This window comes from Imhoffiella purpurea, assembly GCF_000585215.1.
GTDB lineage: Bacteria > Pseudomonadota > Gammaproteobacteria > Chromatiales > Chromatiaceae > Imhoffiella > Imhoffiella purpurea.
Genome location: NZ_AONC01000017.1, coordinates 57650 through 84277, shown reverse-complemented (window position 1 = coordinate 84277; position 26628 = coordinate 57650). Strand labels below are relative to the sequence as shown.

The 26628-nt window shown below is 60.1% G+C and carries 18 protein-coding genes and 1 pseudogene; 17 read left to right on the top strand and 2 right to left on the bottom strand.

All coding sequences use genetic code 11. The annotated features are described in order from the left end of the window. Positions 1-1320, top strand: a 1320-nt coding sequence (locus D779_RS06405) for a YgiQ family radical SAM protein (RefSeq protein WP_043751264.1), incomplete at its 5' end; no start/stop codon positions are given. Between the two features lie 8 nt (positions 1321-1328). Here the strand turns inward: D779_RS06405 and D779_RS06400 are convergent. Beyond that, positions 1329-2942, bottom strand: coding sequence for a hypothetical protein (locus D779_RS06400; protein WP_043751207.1), 1614 nt, complete (start codon positions 2940-2942; stop codon positions 1329-1331). Between the two features lie 165 nt (positions 2943-3107). On the opposite strand from D779_RS06400, the gene D779_RS06395 reads away from it, so the two are divergent. The 8 genes and pseudogenes from D779_RS06395 to rffA all read left to right on the top strand — a co-directional run bounded on the left by D779_RS06395 (position 3108) and on the right by rffA (position 11898). Further along, a complete protein-coding gene (locus tag D779_RS06395; protein WP_043751204.1) occupies positions 3108-3878 on the top strand; it encodes a SapC family protein in 771 nt (256 codons plus the stop codon). A gap of 24 nt (positions 3879-3902) precedes the next feature. Further along, the gene (locus D779_RS06390; protein WP_043751199.1) at positions 3903-5669 is read left to right on the top strand and encodes a hypothetical protein; all 1767 of its coding nucleotides are present in this window, start codon (positions 3903-3905) and stop codon (positions 5667-5669) included. Between the two features lie 34 nt (positions 5670-5703). Next, entirely contained in the window at positions 5704-6621 is a 918-nt protein-coding gene (locus tag D779_RS21575; protein WP_081763364.1) for a glycosyltransferase family 2 protein, read from the top strand. Between the two features lie 309 nt (positions 6622-6930). After that, positions 6931-8229 (top strand): annotated as a pseudogene (locus D779_RS06380) (IS4 family transposase). 232 nt (positions 8230-8461) lie between these two features. Then, on the top strand, positions 8462-9607 hold the full coding sequence (locus D779_RS22140; protein ID WP_157726337.1) for a hypothetical protein: 1146 nt from the start codon (positions 8462-8464) through the stop codon (positions 9605-9607). Between the two features lie 99 nt (positions 9608-9706). After that, positions 9707-10273, top strand: a complete 567-nt coding sequence (locus D779_RS21570; RefSeq protein WP_081763362.1) for an acyltransferase — start codon at positions 9707-9709, stop codon at positions 10271-10273. Positions 10274-10301: 28 nt separating this feature from the next. Next, positions 10302-10757 (top strand): GtrA family protein, encoded by a 456-nt coding sequence (locus tag D779_RS06375; protein WP_052347891.1) that lies wholly within the window; start codon positions 10302-10304, stop codon positions 10755-10757. Between the two features lies 1 nt (position 10758). Beyond that, a complete protein-coding gene (gene rffA, locus D779_RS06370; RefSeq protein WP_043751195.1) occupies positions 10759-11898 on the top strand; it encodes a dTDP-4-amino-4,6-dideoxygalactose transaminase in 1140 nt (379 codons plus the stop codon). A gap of 69 nt (positions 11899-11967) precedes the next feature. Here rffA and D779_RS20980 read toward each other — a convergent pair whose 3' ends face one another. Beyond that, on the bottom strand, positions 11968-14289 hold the full coding sequence (locus D779_RS20980) for a S8 family serine peptidase (protein ID WP_052347890.1): 2322 nt from the start codon (positions 14287-14289) through the stop codon (positions 11968-11970). Positions 14290-14732: 443 nt separating this feature from the next. On the opposite strand from D779_RS20980, the gene D779_RS06360 reads away from it, so the two are divergent. The 8 genes from D779_RS06360 (at position 14733) to D779_RS20975 (ending at position 26581) form a co-directional block, all read left to right on the top strand. After that, positions 14733-15512 (top strand): SapC family protein, encoded by a 780-nt coding sequence (locus D779_RS06360; RefSeq protein ID WP_052347889.1) that lies wholly within the window; start codon positions 14733-14735, stop codon positions 15510-15512. 206 nt (positions 15513-15718) lie between these two features. Further along, positions 15719-17455, top strand: a complete 1737-nt coding sequence (locus D779_RS06355; protein ID WP_043751193.1) for a type I secretion system permease/ATPase — start codon at positions 15719-15721, stop codon at positions 17453-17455. A gap of 94 nt (positions 17456-17549) precedes the next feature. Beyond that, positions 17550-18890: an HlyD family type I secretion periplasmic adaptor subunit gene (locus tag D779_RS06350; protein ID WP_043751250.1), complete on the top strand. Its 1341-nt coding sequence runs from the start codon at positions 17550-17552 to the stop codon at positions 18888-18890. Between the two features lie 177 nt (positions 18891-19067). Beyond that, positions 19068-20033, top strand: a complete 966-nt coding sequence (locus tag D779_RS06345; RefSeq protein WP_198295677.1) for a class I SAM-dependent methyltransferase — start codon at positions 19068-19070, stop codon at positions 20031-20033. 1 nt (position 20034) lies between these two features. Beyond that, positions 20035-21141 (top strand): glycosyltransferase family 2 protein, encoded by a 1107-nt coding sequence (locus D779_RS06340; protein WP_052347888.1) that lies wholly within the window; start codon positions 20035-20037, stop codon positions 21139-21141. A gap of 8 nt (positions 21142-21149) precedes the next feature. After that, complete coding sequence (locus D779_RS06335; RefSeq protein ID WP_052347887.1) at positions 21150-21995, top strand: ABC transporter permease; 846 nt, start codon at positions 21150-21152, stop codon at positions 21993-21995. Beyond that, positions 21985-23346 carry an ABC transporter ATP-binding protein gene (locus tag D779_RS06330; protein WP_043751191.1) on the top strand — a complete coding sequence of 454 codons (1362 nt, stop codon included), beginning with the start codon at positions 21985-21987 and terminating at the stop codon, positions 23344-23346. The genes D779_RS06335 and D779_RS06330 overlap by 11 nt, the downstream gene beginning before the upstream one ends. Then, positions 23336-26581, top strand: a complete 3246-nt coding sequence (locus D779_RS20975) for a glycosyltransferase (RefSeq protein ID WP_052347886.1) — start codon at positions 23336-23338, stop codon at positions 26579-26581. The genes D779_RS06330 and D779_RS20975 overlap by 11 nt, the downstream gene beginning before the upstream one ends. The last annotated feature ends 47 nt before the right edge of the window (positions 26582-26628 follow it).

The window sequence follows — 26628 nt, the reverse complement described above, 5'->3', positions numbered from 1 at the left end:
CCGGAGCCGAGCCGGCCGCGTCCGGCCGATCGCGGCCGGACGGTGGTGCGCCTGCCCTCGTTCGAGCAGGTGCGCGACGATCCGGTGCTCTATGCCCACGCCTCGCGCGTCTTCCATCAAGAGACCAATCCTGGCAACGCCCGCGCCCTGGTCCAGGCCCACGGGGACCGGGACGTCTGGCTCAATCCGCCGCCCATCCCGCTGACGACCCAGGAGCTCGACCGGGTCTATGAGCTGCCCTTCAGCCGCCGGCCGCATTCGCGGTATGGGGACGCCCGCATGCCGGCCTGGGAGATGATCCGCTGCTCGGTCAACATCATGCGCGGCTGTTTCGGCGGTTGCACCTTTTGCTCCATCACCGAGCACGAGGGGCGGATCATCCAGAGCCGGTCGGAGGCATCCATCCTGCGCGAGGTCGAGGACATCCGCGACCGCACGCCCGGCTTCACCGGTACCATCTCTGATCTGGGCGGTCCCAGCGCCAACATGTGGCGCATGGCCTGCAGGGACCGGCGCATCGAGGCCGCCTGCCGCAAGCTGTCCTGCGTCTATCCGGACATCTGCCGCAACCTCGAGGTCGATCACGAGCCGCTGATCCAGCTCTATCGGGCCGCCCGCGCCATCCCCCGAATCAAGCGCGTGCTCATCGCCTCGGGGCTGCGCTACGACCTGGCGGTACGCTCGCCGGCCTATGTTCGGGAATTGGTGACGCACCATGTCGGGGGCTACCTCAAGATCGCCCCGGAGCACACGGAGGAGGGTCCGCTCTCTATGATGATGAAGCCGGGGATCGGCACCTTCGACCGCTTCAAAGCCATGTTCGAGCGCTTCTCTCGCGAGGCCCGCAAGGAGCAGTATCTGATCCCCTATTTCATCTCGGGGCATCCGGGGACGACCGACCGCGACATGCTGAACCTGGCGCTCTGGCTCAAGCGCAACGGTTTCCGGCTCGATCAGGTTCAGTCCTTCCTGCCGACGCCGCTGGCGATCGCCTCCGCCATGTATCACAGCGAGCGCAACCCGCTGAGGCGCGTGACCCGGACGTCGCCGCGCCTGCCTGTGGTGCGCGGACAGCGTCAGCGCCGGCTGCAGAAGGCATTTCTGCGCTATCACGATCCGGAGAACTGGCCCCTGCTGCGTCAGGCGCTCAAGGATATGGGGCGGGCGGATCTGATCGGCAACGGCAAGCGCCATCTGGTTCCGAGCTTCCAGCCGGCCGGAACCGGAGGCGCCCCGGAAGGGCGCCGCAAGCCGAGGGGGTCACCGGAGACTTCGCGCGCGCGCCGGCCCGCGCCCGGCCGAGGTCGACGCAGAGGCTGACGGGGGCGCTATTTCGGCCTCCACAGGAGGCAGGTGCCTGGCGCGTCGTCGGCGATGAAGCCGTAATAGCGGCCCATCCAGTAGGCCATCAGATAGTCGATCCCCGGATAGACCAGATTGGGCGTGCCCGCATCGTAGAGCTTCCAGGGATGGCGCTCCCAGACGAAGGTCGCCGGTACCCGCTCGTCGACATCGACGGCGACCGCCGAGATCCCGGGGCATTCCTCGCTCTCTGGATAGATGCCGCGCAGATCGCGTCCCTTGGCGAGGTTGGGCGCGATCGGGAAACGGGCCAGCTGGGCGGCGTTCGCGGCGATCAGGTCCCGTGAGGCATCGCCCGCGGCGGCCTGCGAGGCGTAGATGAAGGCGAAGAAGACGTTCTTGTGATCGGCGACCTCGGCCCACAGGGCGTCGCGCAGCACCTCGCGCTGCAAACGGGTCTTGATCGCCGGGTCGGTCTCCAGCCGGATCCAGCTGTAGAGCGGCATGAAGCCGATGTTCAGGCCGAAATAGCCCTGATCGCAGTCGTTGCTGTTCTCCCAATCGGCCGCGATGTCCAGCCATTCTCCGACATGTTGCCGGTAGTGCTCCGCGATCGCCTGGCGCCGCGCGGCATAGTCCGGAACGCCGTCGGTGACCTGGAGCGCGATCCGGAAGATGGCGCCGAGCTGGATCGCCTGGGTCGGCAGCGGCAGGCTCGAGAAACGCCCGAATCCGGGCAGCTGGCGGATCAGCTCGGCCGCATCCGGGGTGAAGAAGAGCACGCCCTCTCCCGACGCCTCGAAGGGGTTGGTCTGCAGCGTCAGCATCGGCCGTCCGCTCGGCATCTCGGCCTCGCTGAACACGGCATATGGAATCCTGACGGTCGAGGAGAGCGTCACGCCGTCGAGCCGCAACGCGACCTCCCGGCGATCGCTGCTCATGAGCTGCTCGACGAAGGTGACGACGTCGCTGCGGATCGTCTCGCGCAATGCCGGGCTTCGGGTCGCCGTGTAGGCCAGGGAATAGCCGAGCAGCACGCCCTGGTACTGGTCGCGGCTGATATTGCCGCGCCAGTGCCATGTCGAACCCGCGTAAGTCACGTTGCGATGAACCTCCGGATCCTCGGCGGGCAGCAGGTTCAGAATCGGCTGCGGGCTGTCCGCCGGGGCCGCGTAACGGGCGAGATAGCCCGGATCGCCCGGGATGTTCCACCAGCGGTGGAGTGTGCCGAGGGTCTCCCGCATCCAGCGGGAGGCGTCTGGGGAGCCCGTGGCCATGAAATGCAGCGCCTCGGCGGCCAGATAGGTTCCGGTCCAGATCGCCGAGTCGCGGCGACCGCCGTATTCCCGCACCCGGTCCAGCGCCGGATCGGCGAACAGGGTACTGGTCACGCCGCCCGCGGGCATCATCCAGGCGTGCAGCCATCTGGTATAGTCTCTCGCCAGGTTGTGCATGGCGCCCGGGCCGGTCACGAAGGCGTCCGTGCTCCAGGACTGGCTGGAGGAATCCCAAATCTCGCAGATCGGCGTCTCGCCCGAGGTTCCCAGAAGGCAGCTGTCGGCGCAATCGGGTGTTACTGTTGCATGGGTGCTGGCGACCGCCAGCCATAGGCAGAGCAGGATGTGGCGATATGGTTTCATGACTCTAACTCCATGGATATCGTCTTGCCGCGAGACGGACTCGATCGTTTCGGCATCGGTCGATGCCTAGTCGCACCCTGCCTTCGAGCGAGGTCGATTCAAGAGTATAGCTGTGTCGAAGACCGTCGCACCTCGGTGGTCGGCCAATGAAGAGGATCTGAACGAATGCCCAAACTCGCTCCCATCTCTCTAGAGCGTCACGCCGATCAGCGTTGGCGCCGTTTCACCTCCTATGCCTTCGCCGCTCGGACCAGTGTGGCTCCCGTGGTTCTCTCGGAGATGCCGAAGGCATCGATGGCCATGCCGCTGGCCTTCATCCGCGAAGGGGAGGCGTTCCTGCTGGTGGCGTTGATGGGGCTCGCGCCGGGCAAGAACCTATTCGTCGCCCCGGACGGCCGTTGGCTGGGACGCTATGTTCCCGCCGCCTTGCGCGGTCATCCCTTCGCGCTCGGCAAACTGCCTGACGATCAGTTCGCGCTCTGCGTCGACGAAGACAGCGAGTGGTTCGGGGGGAATTCAGAGGGCGAGCCGCTGTTGACCGAGGAGGGCGAGCCGACCGAGGCGGTGTCCCAAGTGCTGGAGTTCCTCAAGCAGGTCGAGTCCAACCGCAGTCCTACCGCTGTCGCCTGTGCCGCGCTGGCGCGTCACGAGGTGATTCGCCCCTGGTCGATCACCCTGAAAAGCGAGAGCGGCGAGCGTCCGATCGAAGGTCTCTATCGGATCGACGAGTCCGAGCTCAATAAACTGAAGGACGAGGCATTTCTCGATCTGAGGCGCAGCGGCGCGATGACCGTCGCCTACTGCCAACTGCTGTCTGCACAGCATCTGAGTCTGCTGGGCGACTTGTCCAAGGCCCATGAGCAGGGAGGCACCGCCCAGCCGGTGGCGCCGGCGACATTCGCCCTCCAGGGCGATGACATCCTGAGGTTCGACTGACCAGGCGCCCCGAGATCCGATCAGATGAAAGTCGACGCTCTCGAGAGGCTGGACGTCTCGGCCTTGGTTGCCCGGAATTGGGGCTGGTTGTTGCTGTTCGTCGTCGCCGCCGTGTTTTTCGGCCGTGACGTCGATCGGAGTCAAGTCGAGTTCGTGACGGATGGCGATCGCTATCAGGTCTATTTCTTCGATCCCTCGACCGGCTATCGGGAATACAACAGCAAGACATTCAAGGTCGAGCGGGATCTCCAGGGTGTGAGTCGCTTGGTTCTTGCCGCAACCGACCGATTCCGGCTCGATCTCGATACCGTTCCTCAGCGCTTGAAGATCAATGATGTCCGTCTGGTCCGGGGGCGTCCGTTTCAGCGCACCGAGTCGGTTCTGGGGTGCTCGGGGATTTCCGTGCTGCTCGAGCACCATGTGTCCAGGATCGGCGATTGCGACTGGGTCTCCAATGGCGAGGATCCCTATGTGGAGATCGCTCTGAATGGGGGGGCAGGGTCCGCGATCGAGGGCGATACCGATCATGGCGCCGCGATCAATTTTTTGTTTCTGGCCGGTCTCGGTTCGTTGCTGTTTCTGGTGGTGAAAACCCGTGCCGCGATGAGCGATGAGCGTGCCGGCGATCGCATGGCCCTGATGTTCTCTCTCCTCGTCTATTGCATCGCGAGCTATGTCGGAATCGCCCTGCTGCCGACGACGCTCGCCCCGGACGAGTTGCTGCATATCGAGTCCGCCAAATGGTATGTGGACCATTTTCTGCCGCCCAGTGCCACCAGCGATCTATACCGCTCTCCATATTGGGGGACCAATTATGTCCTTGGATTTCCGGATCTGAGCTATCTATTGATCGCCAAGGCCGCAACGGTCATCGAGGTGCTGTTTCCTGTTGACTGGAGTTCATCGCTCCGATACGCGCAATTATTGATTGTAATGCTACTGGCGCTATTCGTGGCCGCTATTACGGATAGGAGAGTGGTGACGAGCCTTGTGCTACTGTTTCTCTGTGTGCCTCAGATCGTTTTTGTCTCTCATTATTTTAACGGGGATCTGCTCAATCTATTCATGGCATTGGTAGTTATTTCTGTGGCTTGGAGCGAGTCGCTTCGGGTGAGGTCCCGAATATTGCTTGTTTTGGTAATAGGGTTGCAATTGAAAACGCATTATCTAGCGATTTGTCTGCCTTATGCCCTGCTTGGCCTCTATTCGTCCCTATGTTTATCGGAAGGTGAGCGCATTTCGACTGTCATGAAACGCTATCCGTTGACGATTCTCTCTGGAGTACTTCTTGGAGGATGGCGTAATATTGCGAACTGGATGGATTATTTGTATTCGGGAGTGTCGTTTCGAGACGCTCAGTTGCAGCATGCTGATCCCGCGTATGTGGCGATCTTGTCTGCGCCACCTAGAATCGAGGTCCTGTTCGACTCCGACTGGTATCTCAGTAGCTTTTTGTCATTGTATGGCGTGTTGGGTGGCATGAATTACTTTCTAGACTATGGTTTCTACTTTTTCGGCTTGGGGTTTTTTGTGTTCTGTGCTTTATATTTGGTCCCTGGTTGGGGGGCGAGGTTTCTCTCCTTTGGGTTTATTTTGCTTAATGTGACTGCCTCGCTCTATTACTCTGTTACTACAGATTATCAAGCTCAGGGAAGGTATCTATTTCCTTCGCTGCTAATCTTTCTCTTCTTGGCAGCACGTACTGCGAATCCTATTTTATATCCTTTGTTTTTTGTCGGAGTGTTCGTCTCTGCAGTTGCGTGGGTGGGGTTTTATTCGGCTATCACCTAGCTTGGTCTCTCTGTTATGTGTAGGGTTTATCATAATGATTTCTGTCGTCATACCTGTCTATCGTGCTTTGAACAGCCTGGAAGAATTGTATGCGCGCATAAATGTAGTCTTCTGTGGGATTGGTGTCGATTATGAGGTCCTTTTTGTCGAAGACTGCGGGGGCGATGATTCGTGGAGTATTATCCAGAAATTGGCTAGAGATCATGCCAGTGTAAGAGGCATTAAAATGAGTCGAAATTACGGTCAGCACAACGCGCTCTTATGTGGTGTTCGGGAGGCGCGTGGTAGTGTGATCGTTACTATGGACGACGATCTCCAGCATCCGCCTGAGGAACTACCTAAATTACTTAATAAGCTTGATGAAGGCTATGACGTTGTTTATGGTCCGCCAGAGAGCGAGCAGCACGGATTATTAAGGGACTTGGCTTCTCAAATAACCAAGATTGCTTTGCAAAGTGCTATGGGCGCGGAAAGTGCTCGTCATGCCAGCGCTTTTCGGGTTTTCAGGGCTGAGATACGAGATGCTTTTTCGGCTTATCGTAGCCCCTCTGTCAATATTGATGTCCTGCTTACCTGGGGGGCGGCTCGATTTGCAGCAGTGCATGTTAGGCATGATTCTCGAAAATACGGTGAATCCGGTTATACTCCAAGAAAATTAATTCGTCATGCTTTGAATATGATGACTGGATTCTCAACACGTCCCTTGCAGATGGCAAGTATGCTTGGGTTTGTGTTTTCGTTGTTTGGCGCTTGTGTGCTTGCTTATGTTTGTATACATTATTTATTTTATGGCAGTCGTGTTCCTGGGTTTGCTTTTTTAGCTTCAATTATCGCTATTTTTTCAGGAGTGCAGCTTTTGGCTTTAGGAGTCATTGGTGAATATATTGCGTTAATGTATTTTCGTTCTATGGAGCGGCCGCCCTATCTGGTGAGGGAGCAAACATATTCGTAATGCTGTATCTCGGGCCTCAATCATTGCGTCATTGGTCATATCTTTAACCTATAAGTTGGACTGACCTGCTCGCTCAAGCACTTACGGCACCTGTTTTCGATATTGCGAATCCAGTTGTCGTCGCCGTCAATGCGCCGACTCAATGCCTTACAGCGGCGTACACAAATCTCTTGAAGAGATATGGGTAAAGCTATGGTCATTGGTCTCTCGCAACGGAGGGATCGAGTGTTTGGGTTAGGAGCATCCCATTGCACGGAACTTTGAGTGTACGATAGCGGGCTGTTTTTTTGAGATATGTTGGAGCAAACGATGGGCTGGGCGTCGGAAGAATTGGCATCGATTGACCTGGGCGACACGCGCCGTAACCGGCGCGCGATCCACTTGATCGCGCGCCTGCCCGAGCATCCGACGGCGAGTATTCCGGGGGCCTACAACGGCTGAACGGAGACGCAGGCGCCCCATCGTTTTCTCGGCAGTGAAACCTACGATTGGCTCGACATCCTCGAGCCACATCGTCAGTGCACGCAGACGCGCATGGCGGCCCATCCGGTGGTGCTGTGTCTGCAGGACACCACGGAGCTGGACTTCAACGGCCAGACGATCAAAGGGCTTGGCCCCTTGAGCTACGAGGCCCAGCGGGGGATGTATCTGCATCCGACCTATGCGGTGACGCCCGAGCGCGAGCCGTTGGGTGTCCTGGATGCCTGGATGTGGGCGCGCGAGCCAAAAGACGCCGACGGGCACCGCCCAGGCGCCCCCGAGAGTTTGCGCTGGAAAGAGGGCTATGAACGGGTCGCGGACTTGGCCCGGGAGTTGCCCGATACCCGCCTGGTCTATGTGGCGGATCGTGAGGCCGACATTCTGGACCTGATGGTCCGTGCTCGGGATTTGGGAACCCCCGCCGATTGGCTGTTGCGCGCCAAGCATAACCGCGCGTTGCCTGGTGGAGAGGGCAAGACGCTGTGGGGGAGTGTGCTGGAAACCGAACCGCTCGGGGAGGTGCGCTTCACCTTGCCGTCTGGACGCGGGCGCGCCGCCCGAGAGGTGCGCCAGGAACTCTATGCTCGGCGGGTCAGGCTCTCGGATCGGTGCCAAGATCACCTTGAGGCCCCCAAGGGCATCAAACCAATTGAATGGTGTCTGCTGACTAACCGCGCGGCTGAGACGCTCGAGACCGTCGTCGAACTGATCGAATGGTATCTGGCGCGCTGGGAAATCGAGCTGCTGTTCTTGGTGCTCAAGGAGGGCTGTCGTGTCGAGGTCCTGCAACTGGGCACCGTCGAGCGCTTGGAACGCGCCTTCGTGTTTCTGGTGGTGGGATGGCGCATCGCCCGACTGACGCGTCTGGGACGCACGGTACCGGACCTGGATGCCTTGCTGCTGCTCGAACCCGAGGAGTGGCAAGCGGCCTACATCCTGGCCAAGAAGCCCGTGCCCAAGCAGCCCCCGCGCCTCAACGAGGTGCTACGCTTGATCGCCCGTCAGGGCGGCTTTCTCGGACGTAAGGGCGACGGCGAGCCCGGTGTGAAGACCATTTGGCTCGGTCTGCAGCGCATCAGAGACGTGGCCGCCGGGATCAAATACGCCAGGGAATCTCATGACTTATGAACTTGTGTGTAATGAGATGCCTTAATCGGCAACTGTTCGGGTTGTTTCTGAAATGTTACTAGGGCTATTGGGTGGCTTTTTTGGAATTGGGAGCATGGTATGAAAACGAGATCAGATTTTCAAACAGCTTATAACTAAGATGTTATGAGTTGCACTACAGGCGGCACTTTGTTTTCGTTTGTTGTCGTGTATTATGAGAAATGATTTTGGTTGTTACTGCAAGGTGAATATTATGTTGGTTCGCTATTTTACAGCATGGGATGTTATTGTCTTTTTCATATCTTTGCTGATTTTTCTTGGGATTGTTTTAGGGGGTATAGATACAGATATACAGGCTCATGCGTTATATATAAGCGCCTATTTGCGGGGTGAGGTTCCCCCTACAGCAAATTTTTTATATTACATCGTAGTGTATGCGGTATCGTTTTTTGACTCTGATAATTTGCGCCTGCTTGTTGCTTCCGCGCTAGTGCTAGCTGTTTCTGTGTCAGGTAAATACATTGTTACTCGTATGTTTGTTTCGCGATATTTGGCTGATAAAGTGGATTATGATGCAAGGTTGAATTTGATCGTTTTGTCTGGATGTGCTCTTTTATTATTGGCGTTCAGTTTGCCAGTTGAAACATTTTATGTCGGGCAAGTTCCGCCAAATGTTTGGCATAATTCCACTACTATATTTGTGATGCCAGCAGCTTTGCTGCTTTTCTGGGTTTCATATGATCAATTGGTAACTCCAACAGTATGGAAGGCTGTTTTGCTGGTATTTTTGTGTGCGGTAAATTTGATTGCAAAGCCTAGTTATCTTTTTGTGTTTTTACTGGCTTATCCTGTTATGTTATTGTTGCGTTATGGTATCGGTTCTAAGCTTTGGTATAATTTGATACCAGTGTTATTGGCCGGGGCTGGTCTGCTATTGCAGTACTACTTGATCTTTATGCTTTCATACAATAGCGTATCATCAGAGGCTTCGGGGGTTGATATAGCGCCATTTTATATTTGGGGCCATTATTCCAGTAATATATTTGTCTCTTTTCTTGCTTCTGTTGTCTTTCCATTGTTTTTTCTGGTTTTTTATTGGAGAGATCTAAAAAATGAGATATTGCTTCAGTATGCTCTCGTAGGGTATGTGGTTGCTATTGCTGTATTTGTGCTTTTTACTGAAACGGGGCCTCGCCAATTTCATGGTAACTTTTTTTGGCAATGCGTAATTAGTACGTATATTCTTTTTATGGTAGTAATGGCTCGGTTTGCGGTCAAGATTAAAGTTTATGGGGCTAAATCTGTGAAGAACATGATTGTCATGGCGGCCTTCTTAACTCATGTTTCTGCTGGTCTATTGTATTTGGCGGTCTTTTTCTTGAGGAATAATTATTACTGATTGTTGATGCGGCTGACAAAGGGCTAATCAAGCGACTAATTATCGTCGCGATTCAGTGCTTGTCTAGTGTTGTGGTGGTAAAACCGAAAAGGAAGTGTTATGGCTTTTCTGTCAAGGCAAGACCTGCTCGCTATAGGCTTCAAGAGAGTTGGTGAAGATGTTCTTGTGAGCGATAAGGCATCGATTTACGACCCTGGTTCTATAGTCATTGGCAATCACTCGCGTATCGATGATTTTTGTGTGATTTCGGGTAATGTCACGATTGGAAGCAATGTGCATATTGCTGTGTTCTGTAATGTCGCCGGAGGTGAGGAGGGGGTGGTTTTTGAGGACTTCTCAGGTCTTGCCTACGGATGTCATGTATTTTCTCAATCGGACGATTATTCGGGAGTTACCTTGACTAATCCAACAGTTCCGGATCGTTATAAAAATGAATCTAAAGCTCCTGTTAGGATCAAGCGGCATTCCATCGTAGGGGCCTGCTCGATAATTCTACCTGGAGTCACCTTGAATGAGGGGACGGCAGTAGGAGGGATGTCTATGGTAACCAAATCCACCGATGCCTGGTCGATATATTTTGGGGTTCCAGCTAAGCGGATCAAATCGAGGAGTCGAGGTCTTCTTGATCTGGAAAAGGATTATTTGGCATCAGAGGGCAGGGAATGAATCGACTGAACCGAAGGTTATTTCTCGCATGAACAGCTGGCGTATTCAGGGTGCCCGCTTCATTATTGTGGGCTTGGTCTCCAATTTTCTCCTCTACCTGTTGTACCTGATATTAACGAAGATAGGGTTTGGCTATAAAATTGCGATGACTCTGTTGTACGTTTTGGGCGTATTGCAGACCTTTGTTTTTAATAAAGCATGGACTTTTCAATACGCAGGCAATCATCCGGATATCTTGGTGCGTTATATCATCGTCTATGCATTCGGTTATTTTTTCAATCTTGTTTTGCTTATGGTATTTGTAGATATTATTATGTTGCCTCATGCTATCGTTCAGGCTGTAGCGATAGTATTATGCGGTGCTTTGATATTTTTTGGGCAAAAATTGTGGGTATTCTCACCTGGCTGGGAAGTGTCCCTAGAATCCAGCGGCTTTGATAGAAAGGCTTTATCCATGAACGCGGACCGTCGTGTGGGCTCATGAGATGAATCATATACCATTCAATAAGCCATATTTGGGTGGCAAAGAGCTCTGGTACATCTCTCAGGCGCATGCTAAAGGGCAATTGGCTGGGGATGGTAGCTATACCAAACATTGCCAGCTCTGGTTAGAGCGGCGTGTTGGTTGTCGAAAAGCTCTTTTGACTCATTCCTGTACTGCGGCGCTCGAGATGGCAGCTATCCTCGCCGATATTCGTCCTGGCGATGAAGTTATCATGCCGTCTTATACCTTCGTGTCTACTGCGAACGCTTTCGTGGTGCGGGGAGGGGTGCCGGTATTCGTGGATATCCGCCCTGATACGCTTAATCTCGATGAATCTAAGGTCGAGGAGGCGATTACTCCGCGAACTCGCGCGATTGTGCCTGTTCACTATGCGGGCGTTTCCTGCGAGATGGATGTGATCATGGAGATCGCTAAACGTTATAACCTTTTGGTGATCGAGGACGCCGCTCAGGGAATTTTGTCCAGTTATAAAGGCCGCCCACTGGGATCGATTGGTCATCTAGGTACATTTAGCTTTCACGAGACCAAGAATATAATCTCGGGCGAGGGTGGGGCGCTTCTGATCAACGATCCAGAATTGGTAGAACGTGCCGAAATCATTCGGGAAAAAGGTACCGATCGCAGTAAATTTTTTCGAGGACAGGTCGATAAGTATACGTGGGTCGACATTGGATCCTCATATCTGCCTGGAGAAATTATTGCAGCATTCTTGATGGCTCAGATTGAGGAGGCGGAAAATATCATAAGTAGGCGGTTACGCATCTGGGATCGCTATCATCGGGCATTTGCCGCACTGGAGTCTCAAGGGCGTGTACGCTTGCCTATCATACCTGATAGCTGTGGACACAATGCGCACATGTATTATCTGTTGCTCCAGAGCTTGAAGGATCGGGAGATATTTATTGAATTGATGAAGGAACGGGAAATCCAGTGTGTCTTTCATTACGTCCCGCTTCATACATCGCCTCAGGGACAAGCCGTATCGCGGGTTGATGGCCGGCTGGAGGTGACTGAGGATTTGGCTAACCGCTTGGTGCGATTGCCTTTGTGGCTGGGGTTGGAGGAGCATCAGGATCGAGTGATAGATGCTGTCGCTGGCAGTCTAAGGCTCGGGTCTTGATCCGGCACCACCTTACTTTAGGCAGGATAGTGGTGCCGGTAGAGTCTAGGAATATTGTTTCTGGTCGGCTTATTCGCTGATGCCCATGATCTCCCAATTGAGGTCTGAGACGGTTGAAGTGCTTAGGAACGCGGCTGGAGCGCCATCGTACATAAGCCAGATATCGTTTTGACCTGTACTGGTGTTGCGCCAAACGATGTCAGTCGCGTTGTCGTTGTTGAGATCCCCTGTTCCGGCAACCGTCCAGTTGAGGTTCGAGACGGTCGTGATGCTCAGATAGGAGGCGGGATAGCCGCCCTGCATGAGCCAGAGATCGTTTTGCCCGGTGCTTGTATTGCGCCACAGGATGTCCGATGAACCGTCGGCATTGAAGTCGCCAGTCCCGGCGATTGTCCAGGTGAGGTTCGTGACCGGGGTGATGTTCAGGTACATGGCTGGATAACCGCCCTGCATGAGCCAGATGTCATTCTGTCCGGTGCTGGCGTTGCGCCACAGGATGTCGTCGGTGCCGTCGGCATTGAAGTCGCCAGTCCCGGCGATCGACCAGTTGAGATCGGATACCGTGCTGATGGGCAGGGCCGCGGCGAGCGAGCCGCCGTGCATGAGCCAGACGTAATTCTCGCCGGTGGTGGCGTGGCGCCATAGCAGATCCGCCGTTCCGTCGTTGTTGAAATCGCCCGTGTCGACGACCTTCCAATTGGTGTCGCTGACGCTGGGACGGGCTGCGCTAGTACCGATGGCGCCGCTGCTCATGAGCCAGATCCAGGTCGCCCCCGTCGCCGGGTATTGCCAGAAGACGTCGATCGATCCGTCCTTGTTGAAATCGTTCGTGGCGACGATCGACCAGCCCAGGCCGGTGGCGGGTGCGGTATTGGTGGCGCCGCTGATGGCCCCGTTGGTCATCTGCCAGACGTCGACGGCCCCCGTGGAGGCATTGCGCCAGACGATTTCGGCCTGTCCGCTGGGTGTCACGGAACTTGGCAGCGCGTCGACCGCATTGCCCAGATTGACCCTCGGCTTGTTGATGGCGACCTTGGAATCCGTCACCGAGTCTCCGTAATTGACCAGATATTGTTGTACCTGAGCCGGGGTCAGATAGGAGCCGGTCTTGGCCTTGGCCGCGCTCTGGAGCACGGCGGCGGCGCCAGCCGCGTAGGGGCAGGCGGCCGAGGTGCCGCCGAATGAGGAGTTGTAATCGTCCGTGGAGCTACCGCCGACCCCGACGATGTCGGGCGTGTAGGCGTTGTGCGACGGGGCGAACATGGTCAGGAAAGATGCCGAGTTCGAGTAGACGGTGACCTTGTCCGCGGCGGACGAGTCCCAGGCCATCTGGGTTGGCGATGGGCAGCGGTAGTCGGACACCGTCGAGGCGCAGGTATAGCTCGGATCGAGGCAGAAGCCGTAGGTGCCGAAACTGGCATCGTAGACGGCGCCGACCGAATTGACGTGTGAAATGCAGGCCGGCCAGCCCATCGAGCTGCAGTATCCGTCGTTGCCCGAGGAGACGAAGAGCGTTATTCCCGCCGAGACGGCATTGGCTGCCGCGGTGGTCATGCTGGGCACGTTCGAGTCGCATGTCGAGAAGGACTGGCCTCCGCCGAAGCTGGTGCTGATGACCATGATCGGATAAGACGGATTGTCGTTCTGGTGGGTGATGGCCCATTCCCAGCCGGCGATCATGGCCGATGTGGTGGCGCTCCCGGTATTGCCGGTCGAGATCTTGATGGCGTAGAGCTTGGCACCAGGTGCGACGCCGCCGATATAATCCCCGGACGTTCCCAGAGTGCCGGCCGCGATTCCGGCGCAGGCGGTGCCGTGGGCGTTGCCCGAGATGCTGTCGGGTCTCGGGTCTGGGTCGTTGTCGCCCGTGTCGTAGCCGCCGATGACCTTGGAGTTGAAGGGGCTGCCGCCACCGCCGAGCATCGGGTGCGAGGTGTCGATACCCGTATCGCAGATGGCGATGCTCATGCCGCTGCCGTCATAGCTGGAGCGGGCTGTCGTGCCGTTCATCAGCGGGATGCCCTGCTGGAGATGAGCCTCCAGGATGGCGTCCTTTTCGATCCGGATGACGGAGGGATGCGCGGCGAGCTCGACCAGTCCGTCGAGGGTCACGCGCGCGGCGAATCCGAACTGATAGGAGAACTGCTGGGTCACCTCGATCTGCGTGGGGTCGAGCTGCTGGATGACCGTTTCGACCTCGTCGGTCACGGTCTCGCGCAACTGCTCTCTGACGTCGAGGTCGCTCAGACGATAGGTGGCGATGTCGTCCGATTGCGTGCCGCCCTCGGGGCCGCCCGCGGAGGATACTGCCGCGAGATCGTCGGCCGCTGCGGTCGCGGCCAGGGTCACGATGACGCCCGTTTCGGACTCGCCGTCGATGAAGTCGGACAATATATCCTTCGAGTTCAGGAGCTTTGAATTGACTTCAAGACTACTGATGGTCGCGGCGAAGTCAGCGTCGGCTTCCTGGGCCAGGCTGGCGGCGCCGGGTAACAAGGTGAAAGTCGAGATGGCGCAAATAGCGACAAATCGACGGGCAAATACTGCTGGTTCGTATCGCTTGATTCGTTGCATCTTTCCTGACTCTCTGGAAATGAGTGGTCCAACGTGACTTGCGCAAACAGGCGCCACGCCTGGCCAATATAGCCGATCCCGTTATGGTTGGCTCGCTCGCCTCGGTGTTTGCGTGTTCGATTCAGGTCTCGATCCGCTCTTTGGCTGGTGTTCGTTCGGCGTTTCTTTGGCCAAAACCTTAGAGGCGTTTGATGGTCTGCTCTATGCGTGTCTTAATGTCACTCAAACTCTTACCTGAATCCCAAGGAATTCGATCACCGATGTCTTCGATCATCCCCGTTTCTCGTGAAGTACATGCCGACAAGCATTGGCGCCGCTTCGAGTCCTATGCCTTCGCCCGCCGGATGATGGCGGTTCCGCTGGTTGCCAGCGAGATTCCCAATGCCTCCACATCGATGCCTCTGGCCTTCATGCGTCAGGATGAGCGATATCTGCCGGTGGCCCTGATGGGGCTGGAGCAGGACAGCAACCTTTTCGTCTCCCCCGATGGGCGCTGGCTGGCCCGTTACCTTCCCTTGGCGCTTCGCGCGTACCCATTCAGCTTGGCGCTGACGAAGGAAGGAGAGCAAATCCTCTGTGTCGACGAGTCCAGCGGTCTGGTGGGCGAGGGTGCGGGCGGCGAGCCGTTTTTCACCCCCCAGGGGAGTCCTTCGGAGGGTCTGACTGAAATCATGGTGATGCTGCGCCAGACCGAGGCCCATCGTGTCGCGTCCGCCGCGGCCTGTGCCTTGCTTGCCGGTCAGTCGCTGTTTCGGCCCTGGCCGATCAGCGTCAAAGGGGATGCCGGTGAACGCCAGCTCGAGGGGCTCTACCAGATCGACGAGTCTCTGCTCAACGAGTTGCCGGACGACGCCTTCCTGTCGCTGCGTCAGGCGGGCGCCCTCTCGATGGCCTATTTCCAGCTGCTCTCGATGCAGCATCTATCATTGCTGGGTGCGCTTGCCCAGGCCCATGGGCGTGCGCAGGCGTCGTCCCCCGAGACCGGGGCTGGATTCTCGCTCTGTCAGGATGACGAGCTGCAGTTCGATTGGGATCGTTAGCGTCAGGCGGCCATGTCCGAACTGCTTATGGCCTTGTTTGTGGAGGCCGAGCGTGCCCAATGTCCGCTTCTTCAGCTTTGCTGCTATCTGCAGAATCTCTTTTGCGCTAGAATTCCACAGTTGAAGAAGACCTTGCTTGTTAGGGTGTCCGTGTACTGAAGTCGCCCGGATTTCCCCTTCCCCGTCAACCGAACGGTCCATCATCCGTGAATCATAGCAATCGTCCCGACGACGAGTTGCGTGCTGCCCTCAAGGCTGGCCGCGACTCCTTCATCTTCGCTGGATTCTTCAGCTTGTTCATCAACCTGCTGATGCTGGTGCCGCCCCTGTATATGTTGCAAGTGTACGACAGGGTGCTCGCTAGTCGAAGCTCGTCGACGCTTCTGATGTTGACGATCCTTGTCGTCTTTCTATTTGCTATTTTAGGGTTGCTGGAGCTTCTGCGTACGAGGATTCTGGTGCGGATCAGTGCAAAGCTCGACATGGCGCTCAGCCCTCGTCTTTTTTCGGCAATGTTCGATGCCAAGCTGCGTAACGGGCGTGGTGCTGGCGTTCAGCCCATCGACGACCTGACCAATTTGCGTCAGTTCCTAACCGGTAACGGTCTGTTCGCCTTTTTCGACGTACCCTGGATGCCTGTCTACATCGCGGTGCTTTTCTTCATGCACCCCTGGCTGGGTTGGTTTGCCGTTGGTGCGGCCATACTGCTCCTGGTTTTGGCTACGGCCAATGAGCTGACGACTCGCAAACCGCTCGGCCAGGCCAATGGCGTATCGATTGCCGCGCGCAATTATCTCGGCGGCAACTTGCGTAATGCCGAGGCCCTAGAGGCCATGGGGATGATACAGCGTGTGCATGCACGCTGGTCCGAGCGTCATCACGAGGTACTTAGGCTTCAGGCTCTTGCCAGCGATCGAGCGGGTATTATGGCCAACCTGAGCAAGGCCACGCGTATCACACTGCAGTCCCTGATTCTCGGGGTGGGCGCCTATCTCGTTATCCTTCAGGAGGCCACGCCAGGGATCATGATTGCCGGCTCCATCATCCTTGGGCGCGCCCTGGCCCCGATCGACATGCTGATCGGGACCTGGAAAGGCTTCCTCTCCGCGCGCTCGGCCTACAAGCGTCTTCACGATCTGCTGCTCGCCATTCCCAAGCGTCCCCGTTTCATGAGCCTGCCCGCGCCAGACGGCTCGCTGATGCTGGATGGCGTCGTGGCTGCGCCGCCAGGTGCGCAAACGCCGGTTCTCAGGGGGGTGCGCTTCGACGTCGCTGCGGGCGAGGTGGTTGGCATCGTCGGTCCGAGCGCGGCGGGTAAATCCACCCTGGCGCGCGTCGTGCTCGGCGTTTGGCCCACGGTGGCTGGGAAGGTGCGTCTGAGCGGGGCCGACATCTCGCACTGGAATCGCGACGAGCTCGGTCCCTACATCGGGTATCTGCCCCAGGATATCGAGCTCTTCGACGGTACCGTGGGCGAGAACATCGCCCGTTTCGGCGAGGTCGACCCCGAGATGGTCGTCGCCGCCGCCCAGCGTGCCCAGGTCCACGAGATGATCCTGCATCTGCCCAAGGGCTATGACACTCCGATCGGCGAGGGGGGGTCGGTGTTATCCGGGGGCCAGCGCCAGCGCATCGGTCTTGCCCGCGCCATGTACGGCAATCCCGTCCTGGTCGTGCTCGACGAGCCCAACTCCAACCTGGACGACCAGGGAGAGGCCGCCTTGGTCAAGGCCATCCTGCAGCTCAAGGAAGAGGGTTCGACCGTGCTGGTCATCACCCACCGCCCCAATGTGCTGCACGCGGTCGACAAGATCATCGTCCTGCGCGAGGGTCTGGTGCAGTCCATCGGCCCCCGTGACCAGATCCTGGCCCAGTTCGCCCGCCCGACCGCTGTCGCCGCCCAGCCCAAGCCCCAGGCATTTCCGTCCCAGGCCGCCAGCTGATCTCTCGTCGGGTTAAGACATCGAGCGAACCCTTCCGATTCAGCCCGGTCGACATTGGATGTCGACCGGGCCATTTCGAGGTATCGAACACAAGATGGATATCACTGTCAGTCCTCGTCATCTCCCAGCTGAACAGGGCCCTGCCCCGGTTCCGACCAGCGACCGTCCAGAGCGCATCGCCGGGCTTCTGATCCTGCTTCTCGCCTTCGGTGGTTTCGGCGTCTGGGCCGCGCTGGCCCCCATCGATGGGGCCGTGGTCACCAGCGGCGTTCTGGCGGCCGAATCCGCGCGCAAGACCATCCAGCATCTCGATGGAGGTATCGTCAGCGAGATCCGAGTGCACGAAGGCGATCGGGTCGAGGCGGGCAACGTACTGGTGCGTCTCGACGACACCCAGGCACGCGCTCAGTTGGAGATCGCCCGCGGTCAGTATCTCTCGCTGCGCGCCCAGGAGGCGCGCCTGGTCGCCGAGCGCGACGATCTGCCCGACATCAAGTTCCCCAAGGAGCTTCTTTCGGAACAGGACGACCCGCGCATCCGCGAGGCCATCGCTGGCGAGGAGCGGGTCTTCAGGGCACGCAGAACGGCGCTGGCCGGCGAGCAGGAGGTTCTGGAGCAGCGTGCCGAGCAGCTACAGGAACAGATCCGTGGTCTGGAGGTGCTGTCCGCGAGCAAGCTCAAGCGTATCCGGCTCTACCAGGAGGAGATCGTAGGTCTCAACAAGCTCTTCGAAAAGGGGCTGGGGGACAAGGCCAGGCTGCGCGAGTACGAGCGTCTGTCCGCCGAGGTCGAGGGCGAGCGCGGTCAGCACCAGTCCGACATCGCCCGCGCCAAGGTTCAGGTCGGCGAGACGCAGCTTCAGTCCGCCCAGCTGAAGCGACAGTTCACCAGCGATGTCGTCACCGAGCTGCGCGACGTCGAGACCAAGATCGCCGACCTGCGCGAACGGATGCGCGCACTGGCGCAGACCGTCGAGCGCACCGTCATCAAGGCCCCCGTGGCCGGGTCCGTCGTCGGTACCAGCGTCCACACCATCGGCGGCGTGATCCGCCCCGGCGATCACGTTCTCGACATCATTCCAGCCAACGATTCGCTGATCGTCGAATCCCAGGTGCAGCCCATGGATATCGATCGTGTCGCTCCTGGTCAGGAGGCAGACCTCAGGTTCAGCGCCTTCAATACCCGGACCACGCCCGTCGTGCCGGGGAACGTCTTGACCGTCTCGGCTGATATTCTGACCGACCAGGCCACCCGCCGCCCTTATTATTTGGCCCGCATCAAAGTGACCCCGCAGGGCATGGAAGAGCTCAAGGGGCTTACTCTGCAGCCAGGCATGCCGGTCGAGGCCATGATCAAGACCGGGGAGCGGACCTTCTTCGAGTATCTCATCAAGCCCGTGACCGACCGTCTTGCGACAGCCTTCAAAGAGGAATGATCGATCGGCTTGTGGCCGCTAGCCCGCTTCGGGAGTGCCATTATGCGATTCGCATAAGACAATTGACACCTAGGGTGCGGTGCGAACTGCATCGATCGAGAACGATGCGATTCGCCGCGCTCATCGCATCTTAAAATGGATCCGGTTCTTTCCGGGAATCGCCTGATTTGGTAAAGCATGATGGCCTCATACTTGCTGGAAGCCTTGGCGACCGAGGACAATTTCGACGAAGATGCCTATCTGCGGGCCAATCCCGACGTGGTGGATGCCGTCCGCGCCGGGGGGGTCGACTCCGGGCGCGCGCATTTCGCCGCGATCGGCAAGGACGAGCGGCGCTCGCTCAAATATCCGCCCGCCCTCATCGCCGAGGCCAAGCGTCGTAAGCGCGAGCGTATTCGCCCGCTGCTGCGCGCCGACATGCCCTCTGTCGAGACCCAGGGATGTCTCGACTTCCTCAGCCCGGAGCTGCGCGCCCAGTTCGACATCGTGGACACCGAGGCCGTCAGCAGCAACGGCTACGACGGTCATGCCATGGCCCTGATCGACGAATACCGCGACGGTCTGATCCTGGACTGCGGCGCCGGCAAGCGCCCCGTCTATTTCGACAACGTCGTCAACTTCGAGATCGTCGACTATGACACGACCGACGTGCGGGGCGTCGGCGAGGTGCTCCCATTCGCCGACGATTCGTTCGACGCCGTGCTGTCCATCGCCGTGCTCGAGCATGTCAAGGATCCCTTCCAATGCGCCCGCGAGATCGCCAGGGTCCTGAAACCGGGCGGGCGTCTCATGTGCTGCGTCCCTTTCCTCCAGCCCCAGCACGGCTATCCGCACCACTACTACAACATGACCGCCCAAGGTCTGCGCAACCTCTTCGCCGACCACCTCATCGTCGGCCGGGGGCAGGTCTACGACAGCATCTTGCCCATCTGGTCTCTGACATGGATCCTGCGCAGCTGGGCCGAGGGTCTGCTCGGCGAGACGCGGCAAGACTTCTTGGATCTGCGGATCGGCGATCTCCTAGAGGATCCCGCGCACTATCTGCAGCAACCATTCGTGACCGAGCTCTCGGCGGATAAGAACCAAGAGCTGGCGAGCGCCACGGTGATCTTCGCCCGCAAGCGCTACGGCTCCAGGGACTGAGATGGATCCGACCCGGATCGAGGCCGGTGCGACGCCGGTCGCGCATCTTCCTCCGCGTCTCGAGACTCGATCCGGGGGAGGAGTGGGTGTCGCGATCGTCAATTACAACACCACCGCCTGCACCCTGCGCTGTCTCGAATCCCTGCGCCGGCTGACCCAGGCCCCGGACTGGATCCTGGTGCTCGACAACGGGCCGCGCGACCCGAGTCTGCGCGAGGCCATCGACGCCTTCGCCCCCTATGAGCGAAGCGATCTGCGTCTCTTCCATTCGGAAGTCAATCTGGGATTCGCCGCCGGGTGCAACCTGCTGATCGGCCATCTGCTCGCCGAGCCCGGCTGCGCGTCCGTCATCCTGCTCAACAACGACGCCGTCGCCATGCCCGATCTGGTCGAGCGCCTGGCGGACGCCCTGGATGCCGACCCGGCCGCCGGGATGGCCGGCGGCCGGGTGCATCGTCTGGACGACCCGGACCGAATCGATACCCTCGGCATCAGTATCTATGCCAGCCTCATGCCAGCGGACCGCTACGATCTCGCCGATCCCTATCTCGGTCCCTCCGGCGGCTGTGCCATCATCGCCCGCGCCTGCCTCGACGATCTGCGCCGGAGCGCCGGCTACTGGTTCGACCCGCGCTTCTTCTGCTACTGCGAGGACACGGATCTGGTCCTGCGCGCCAATCGTCTCGGCTATCGGCCCCGCTATGTCGACGCGGTCGTCGCGCTCCACGAGGGTCAGGCCAGCAGCGGCCGCGGATACAATCGCTTCATCGCCTATCACGGGATCCGCAACTCGGTCTGGATGATCGCCAAATCGGTCCCGGCACCGCTGCTGTTGAAATACGGGGCGCTGCTCCTGCTCGCGCATCTCATGACCATCGCCCGGCACCTGCTCTCGGGCAGCCCGCGCCTGCTGATCGACGCCTATGGCGATGCCTTCCGGCGTCTGCCCGAGATGATCGGCGAGCGCGGGCGGCTGCGTCTCGGTGCCCGGATCGGCGCCCGCGTGCTTGACAGCCGCATCGCGCCACGCTTTTATCGGCGCGGTTATCTCGGCCTGGTCGGCCGCCAACTCCTCGCTCGCTATCGGCTCGAACGCCAGGGACTCTAGAACTCGGCATGTCCAACCCCGTCATCAGCAGTGCCGCACGGGTGCACTCCATCGATCCGCTCCTCATGCTCGTCTCCTTCTGGCGGCATCGCGAACTCATCCTGACCCTGGTCAGGCGCGAGGTCATCGGGCGCTATCGCGGTTCCGTGCTCGGCATCCTCTGGTCCTTCTTCAATCCGCTCTTCATGCTCGCGGTCTACACCTTCGTCTTCACCGTCGTCTTCCAGGCGCGCTGGTCGGGCGGGGGCGGTACCAAGGCCGAGTTCGCCATGCTGCTCTTCGTCGGGCTCATCCTCTTCAATCTCTTCGCCGAGTGCGTCAATCGCGCCCCGTCCCTCATTCTGGGACATGCCAATTATGTGAAGAAGGTGGTGTTCCCGCTCGAGATCCTGGTCCCGGTCACGCTCGGCTCGGCCGTCTTCCACGCCCTGGTGAGCCTCGCCGTCTGGCTGGTGGCCTATCTGCTGCTCTTCGGGTTGCCCCATGCGACCCTGCTGCTGCTGCCCATCGTGCTGGTCCCGCTGCTGCTGCTGACCCTGGGGCTGTCCTGGCTCCTGGCCTCGCTCGGGGTCTTCCTGCGCGACGTCTCCCAGGTAGTCGTGATCCTCACCACCACGCTCATGTTCCTCTCGCCCATCTTCTATCCGGTCTCGGCCATCCCCGAGGGCTATCGTGGATTCCTCGCGCTCAATCCGCTGGCGCCGGCCATCGAGCAGGCGCGCGACATCCTCTTCTGGGGACGCGGGATCGACTGGGGCTCCTACGGCATGGGGCTGATCGCCTCGGCGCTGATCGCCTGGCTCGGCTTCGCCTGGTTCCAGCGCACCCGCAGGGGGTTCGCCGATGTCCTCTGATCCCATCGCCATCCAGGTCGAGGGGCTCGGCAAGCGCTACGAGATCTACGAGACCCCGCGCGATCGCCTCAAGCAGTTCCTGAGTCCGGTGGTCGGCGCCCTGCGTCCGAGCGCCCGCCGGGACTATTTCCGCGAATTCTGGGCCTTGCGCGATCTGTCTTTCGAGCTGAAGCGCGGCGAGACCCTGGGGATCGTCGGGCGCAACGGCTCGGGCAAGTCGACCCTGCTGCAGATCATCTGCGGCATCCTCCGGCCCTCCTTGGGCGAGGTCCGCACCCATGGCCGCATCGCCGCGCTGCTCGAGCTCGGATCCGGGTTCAATCCCGAGTTCACCGGGCGCGAGAACCTGATCATGAACGCCAGCCTGCTGGGCCTGACTCCGAGCGAGATCCAGGATCGCTACGACGACATCCTGGCCTTCGCCGACATCGGCGACTTCATCGATCAGCCGGTCAAGACCTATTCCAGCGGCATGTACGTCCGGCTCGCGTTCGCCGTCATCGCCCATGTCGACGCCGACATCCTGGTCGTCGACGAAGCCCTGGCGGTCGGCGACGCCGTCTTCACCCAGCGCTGCATGCGCTTCATCCGCGCCTTCCAGGGGCGGGGCACGCTGCTGTTCGTCAGTCACGACATGGCGGCGGTCCAGAACCTCTGCCAGTCCGCCATCTGGCTGGACAAGGGACGTCTGGTCGAGTTCGGTCCCTCCCAGTCCGTCGCCGAGAACTATCTGCGCGAGACATTGCAGTCGGTCTATGGCGACGAGGTCACATTGGCCAGCGTCGAGAGCCAAGCGTCGACGCCCGCCGCCGATCCGGCCGTCCCATCCGAGGAGCCGGTCGTCGACTATGGCGCGCGGGCGGTCTTCTCCTCCCAGCTGGATCGGGCGAGCGGCTGGAAGACCGGCTCCGCCGAGATCGTTGGCGTCGAACTGGAGCGTCGCGACGCGCCGGGCGACCCCGGCGTGCTCGAGGGCTGGGAGTGGCTGCGGCTGCGGATCCGTGCCCGGGCGCATGCCGATCTGGAGCGTCCCATCCTCGGCTTCATCCTGCGCGATCGGTTGGGTCAGGACCTCTTCGGCGAGAACACGCTCCCCTTCACCGACGCGCATCCCACGCGCGTGCGCGCGTGCCGGACCTTCCGGGCCGAATTCGTCTTCCGCCTGCCGATGCTGCCCAACGGGCAGTACGTCCTCATGGCCTCGGTGGCGGACGGCGACCTCTACGACAACCTGCAGCACCACATGATGCACGATGCCTGCGTCCTCACCGTCTCCTCCAGCAAGGTCCGGTGGGGACTGGTCGGCGTTCCATTCAGCCAACTCAGCCTGATGACAGACGATGTCCGATAATCGACTCGCGGCGCTCTATGCGCGGCACAGCGGCAAGGTGTCCGACAAATGGGCATCCTATCTGCGCGAATACGAGCGGCTCTTCTCGCCCTTTCGCGAGGATCCGATCGACCTGCTCGAGATCGGCGTGCAGAACGGCGGCTCGCTCGAGATCTGGGCGCGCTACTTTCCCCAGGCACGCTCCATCATCGGCTGCGATATCGATCCCGCCTGCGGCGAGCTGACCTTCGAGGACCCGCGCATCGCCGTCGTCGTCGGCGATGCCGGGACCCAGGAGATCGCCGAGCGCATCGTCGGGCTCTCCGAGCGCTTCCATCTGGTCATCGAGGACGGCTCGCACCGCTCGGGCGACATCATTCAGAGCTTCTGCCGCTATTTCCCCAGGCTCCTGGACGGCGGTCTCTTCGTCGCCGAGGACCTGCACTGCAGCTATTGGCACGAGTTCGAGGGCGGGCTCTACGATCCCCATTCGGCGCTCGCCTTCTTCAAGCGGCTCGCCGACGTCATCAATCGCGATCACTGGGGGCTCGATCAGGCGGTCCGGGACGCGCTCGCCCCCTTTGCGATCCACTATGGTCTGGATCTCGACGAGATTCCCTACGAGCGGATCCATTCCATCAGCTTCCTCGACTCGCTCTGCGTCATCGATGCCGCGCCCGCCTCCGAGACCGGGCTGGGCATGCGGGTCGTGACCGGGACCCAGGAGTCCGTGTGCCAGGGCAACCGCGAGGTCGAGGGAACCCCTTCCCGCGCCCTCGATCAGCGCGACGCACTCTGGTCGAATGCGGACGCGCCGGCCGTCCGGGATGTCCAGTCTCCCGACGCCATGGTCGCCTTCTACCACAAGGCCGTCGCCGAGCTGTCGCTCCAGTCGCGCCAGGGGCGTGCCCACGACCAGGCGGAGCTGCAGTCGCTCGCCGGTCAGCTGGACCGGCTGCGTCAGGAGCACGCGGCGCTCGGTGTTCGTGCCGCCGAGCTGGAGGGGAACGTCAATACGCTGAGGGCGGCCTGCAATCGGCACCTGGAGGAACTGGAGCGGCAGAACGACCGGCATCTGGAGGAACTGGAGCAGCGGCGTGCCAGCCATCTGGCCGAGATCCATGGCGAGCGCGCGCGTCACCTGGAGGTGGTCGAGAGCCTGCAGGAAGCGCATCGCGCCGAGCGCGATGAGAACGCGGTCCTGAGCCATCATGTCGCCGGTCTGAACCAGTCGATCGCCTCGCTGCACCGCTCGCTGAGCTGGCGTCTGACCGCGCCGCTGCGTCTCGGCCTGGACGGCGCTCGTGCCTTCGGATCCGGGGTCGGCTATCTCGGCGACGTCGTCGGTCACGGCGGCGGTCTCGGCGGCACCCTCAAGCTGACCCGCGAGGTGCTGCGCGAGGAGGGGCTGCGGGGTGTCCTCTGGCGTTTGAACAACGTGCGCAAGCTGCGCGCCGCGCCCGTCCCCGGCCAGGAGCCCGAGGGCAGCGCGTCCCAGCCGAGCAACAACTACGGGCTCTGGATCCAGCGCTACGACCGTCTCGACGAGGCAGCGCGCGAGCGCATGCGCGGGCGTATCGAGACCTTCGATCCGGCGCCGCTCGTCTCGGTGGTGATGCCCGTCTACGAGCCCCCGGTCGCGCTGCTCGACGCGGCCATCCGTTCGGTGCGCGATCAGATCTATCCGCACTGGGAGCTCTGCATCGCCGACGACGCCTCGCCCAATGCCGAGGTGCGCGCCCTGATCGAGCGCCACATGGCCGAGGACGCGCGCGTCAAGGCGGTCTTCCGCGCGGAGAACGGCCACATCTCGGCCGCCTCGAACGATGCCCTGGCGCTGGCGACGGGCGACTTCATCGCCCTGCTGGATCACGACGACCTGCTCGCCGAGCATGCCCTCTTCTGGGTCGCGGAGACCATCGTCTCCCGCCCCGGGGTCGGGCTCATCTATTCCGACGAGGACAAGATCACCGAGGACGGGCGCCGCTACGACCCCTATTTCAAATGCGATCTCAATCAGGAGCTGCTGCTGGCCCAGAACATGATCTCGCATCTGGGCGTCTACCGCCGGCGCCTGGTCGAGGAGGTCGGTGGTTTCCGGCTCGGCTTCGAGGGCTCGCAGGACTACGACCTGGCCCTGCGCGTGCTCGAACACCTGGATTCGGACCAGGTCCATCACATTCCCAGGGTGCTCTATCATTGGCGCTCCATCGCCGGCAGCACCGCGCTAGCCGTACATGAGAAGAGCTACGCCACCGCTGCCGCCCGCCGCGCGGTCGGCGAGCATCTGGAGCGGCTGGGCCGCGACGCCGAGGTGACCCCGGCCCCAGGCGCGCCCGTCTACAGCCGGGTGCGCTACGCCCTGCCGGATCCGCTGCCGAGCGTCAGCATCCTCATCCTCACCCGCGACCGCGCCGATCTGCTCGAGACCTGCATCGGCTCCATCCTCTCGCTCTCCACCTATCCGGATTTCGAGATCCTCGTCGTCGACAACGGCAGCGTCGAACCGCGTACCAAGCGTCTCTTCAGCCTGTTGCCGTCCGACCGCGTGCGGGTGATCGCCGACGATCGCCCCTTCAACTTCTCGGCCCTCAACAATGTCGCGGCCCGTGCCGCCCGGGGCGAGATGCTCTGTCTGCTGAACAACGACATCGAGGTGCTGACCCCCGACTGGCTGGAGGAGATGGTCTCCTTCGCCGCCCGGCCGGACGTGGGCTGCGTCGGCGCCCGGCTCTGGTATCCGGATGGCCGGCTGCAGCACGGCGGCGCCCTGCTCGGGGTTGGCGGGGTCGCCAATCATGCCCATCTATTCGCCGCGCGCGGCGATTTCGGCTATTTCGGGCGCGCGGTGCTGCACCAGGAGTTCAGCGCCGTGACCGCGGCCTGTCTGACGATCCGGCGCTCGGTCTACGAGGAGGTCGGGGGCATGGACGAGGACCTGGCGGTCGCCTTCAACGACATCGATTTCTGTCTGCGCGTGCGCCAGGCCGGCTACCGCAACCTCTGGACGCCCTATGCCGAACTGAATCATCACGAGTCGGCCTCGCGCGGGGCCGAGGTCACGCCCGAGCAGCAGGCACGCTTCGTCGGCGAGGTTGAGCGGATGCGGGCGCGCTGGGGAGATGCGCTGATCGAGGATCCCGCCTACAGCCCGAATCTTACGCTCGATCACGTCGACTTCTCGCTCGCCTGGCCGCCGCGTGTGGCTCTAATCGGTGGCGCGGCTGTGGGCGTACCTCTCCGAGCGGCTGTATGAAAATCGCGACAGATGATGTATTTATGTCTAGCCAAAAGCCTGGTTTT

Coding starts and splice junctions, on each gene's coding strand:
- D779_RS06400 (WP_043751207.1), bottom strand. CDS start 2,942: ATGAAACCATATCGCCACATCCTGCTCTGCCTATGGCTGGCGGTCGCC.
- D779_RS06395 (WP_043751204.1), top strand. CDS start 3,108: ATGCCCAAACTCGCTCCCATCTCTCTAGAGCGTCACGCCGATCAGCGT.
- D779_RS06390 (WP_043751199.1), top strand. CDS start 3,903: ATGAAAGTCGACGCTCTCGAGAGGCTGGACGTCTCGGCCTTGGTTGCC.
- D779_RS21575 (WP_081763364.1), top strand. CDS start 5,704: ATGATTTCTGTCGTCATACCTGTCTATCGTGCTTTGAACAGCCTGGAA.
- D779_RS22140 (WP_157726337.1), top strand. CDS start 8,462: ATGTTGGTTCGCTATTTTACAGCATGGGATGTTATTGTCTTTTTCATA.
- D779_RS21570 (WP_081763362.1), top strand. CDS start 9,707: ATGGCTTTTCTGTCAAGGCAAGACCTGCTCGCTATAGGCTTCAAGAGA.
- D779_RS06375 (WP_052347891.1), top strand. CDS start 10,302: ATGAACAGCTGGCGTATTCAGGGTGCCCGCTTCATTATTGTGGGCTTG.
- rffA (WP_043751195.1), top strand. CDS start 10,759: ATGAATCATATACCATTCAATAAGCCATATTTGGGTGGCAAAGAGCTC.
- D779_RS06360 (WP_052347889.1), top strand. CDS start 14,733: ATGTCTTCGATCATCCCCGTTTCTCGTGAAGTACATGCCGACAAGCAT.
- D779_RS06350 (WP_043751250.1), top strand. CDS start 17,550: ATGGATATCACTGTCAGTCCTCGTCATCTCCCAGCTGAACAGGGCCCT.
- D779_RS06345 (WP_198295677.1), top strand. CDS start 19,068: ATGATGGCCTCATACTTGCTGGAAGCCTTGGCGACCGAGGACAATTTC.
- D779_RS06340 (WP_052347888.1), top strand. CDS start 20,035: ATGGATCCGACCCGGATCGAGGCCGGTGCGACGCCGGTCGCGCATCTT.
- D779_RS06335 (WP_052347887.1), top strand. CDS start 21,150: ATGTCCAACCCCGTCATCAGCAGTGCCGCACGGGTGCACTCCATCGAT.
- D779_RS06330 (WP_043751191.1), top strand. CDS start 21,985: ATGTCCTCTGATCCCATCGCCATCCAGGTCGAGGGGCTCGGCAAGCGC.
- D779_RS20975 (WP_052347886.1), top strand. CDS start 23,336: ATGTCCGATAATCGACTCGCGGCGCTCTATGCGCGGCACAGCGGCAAG.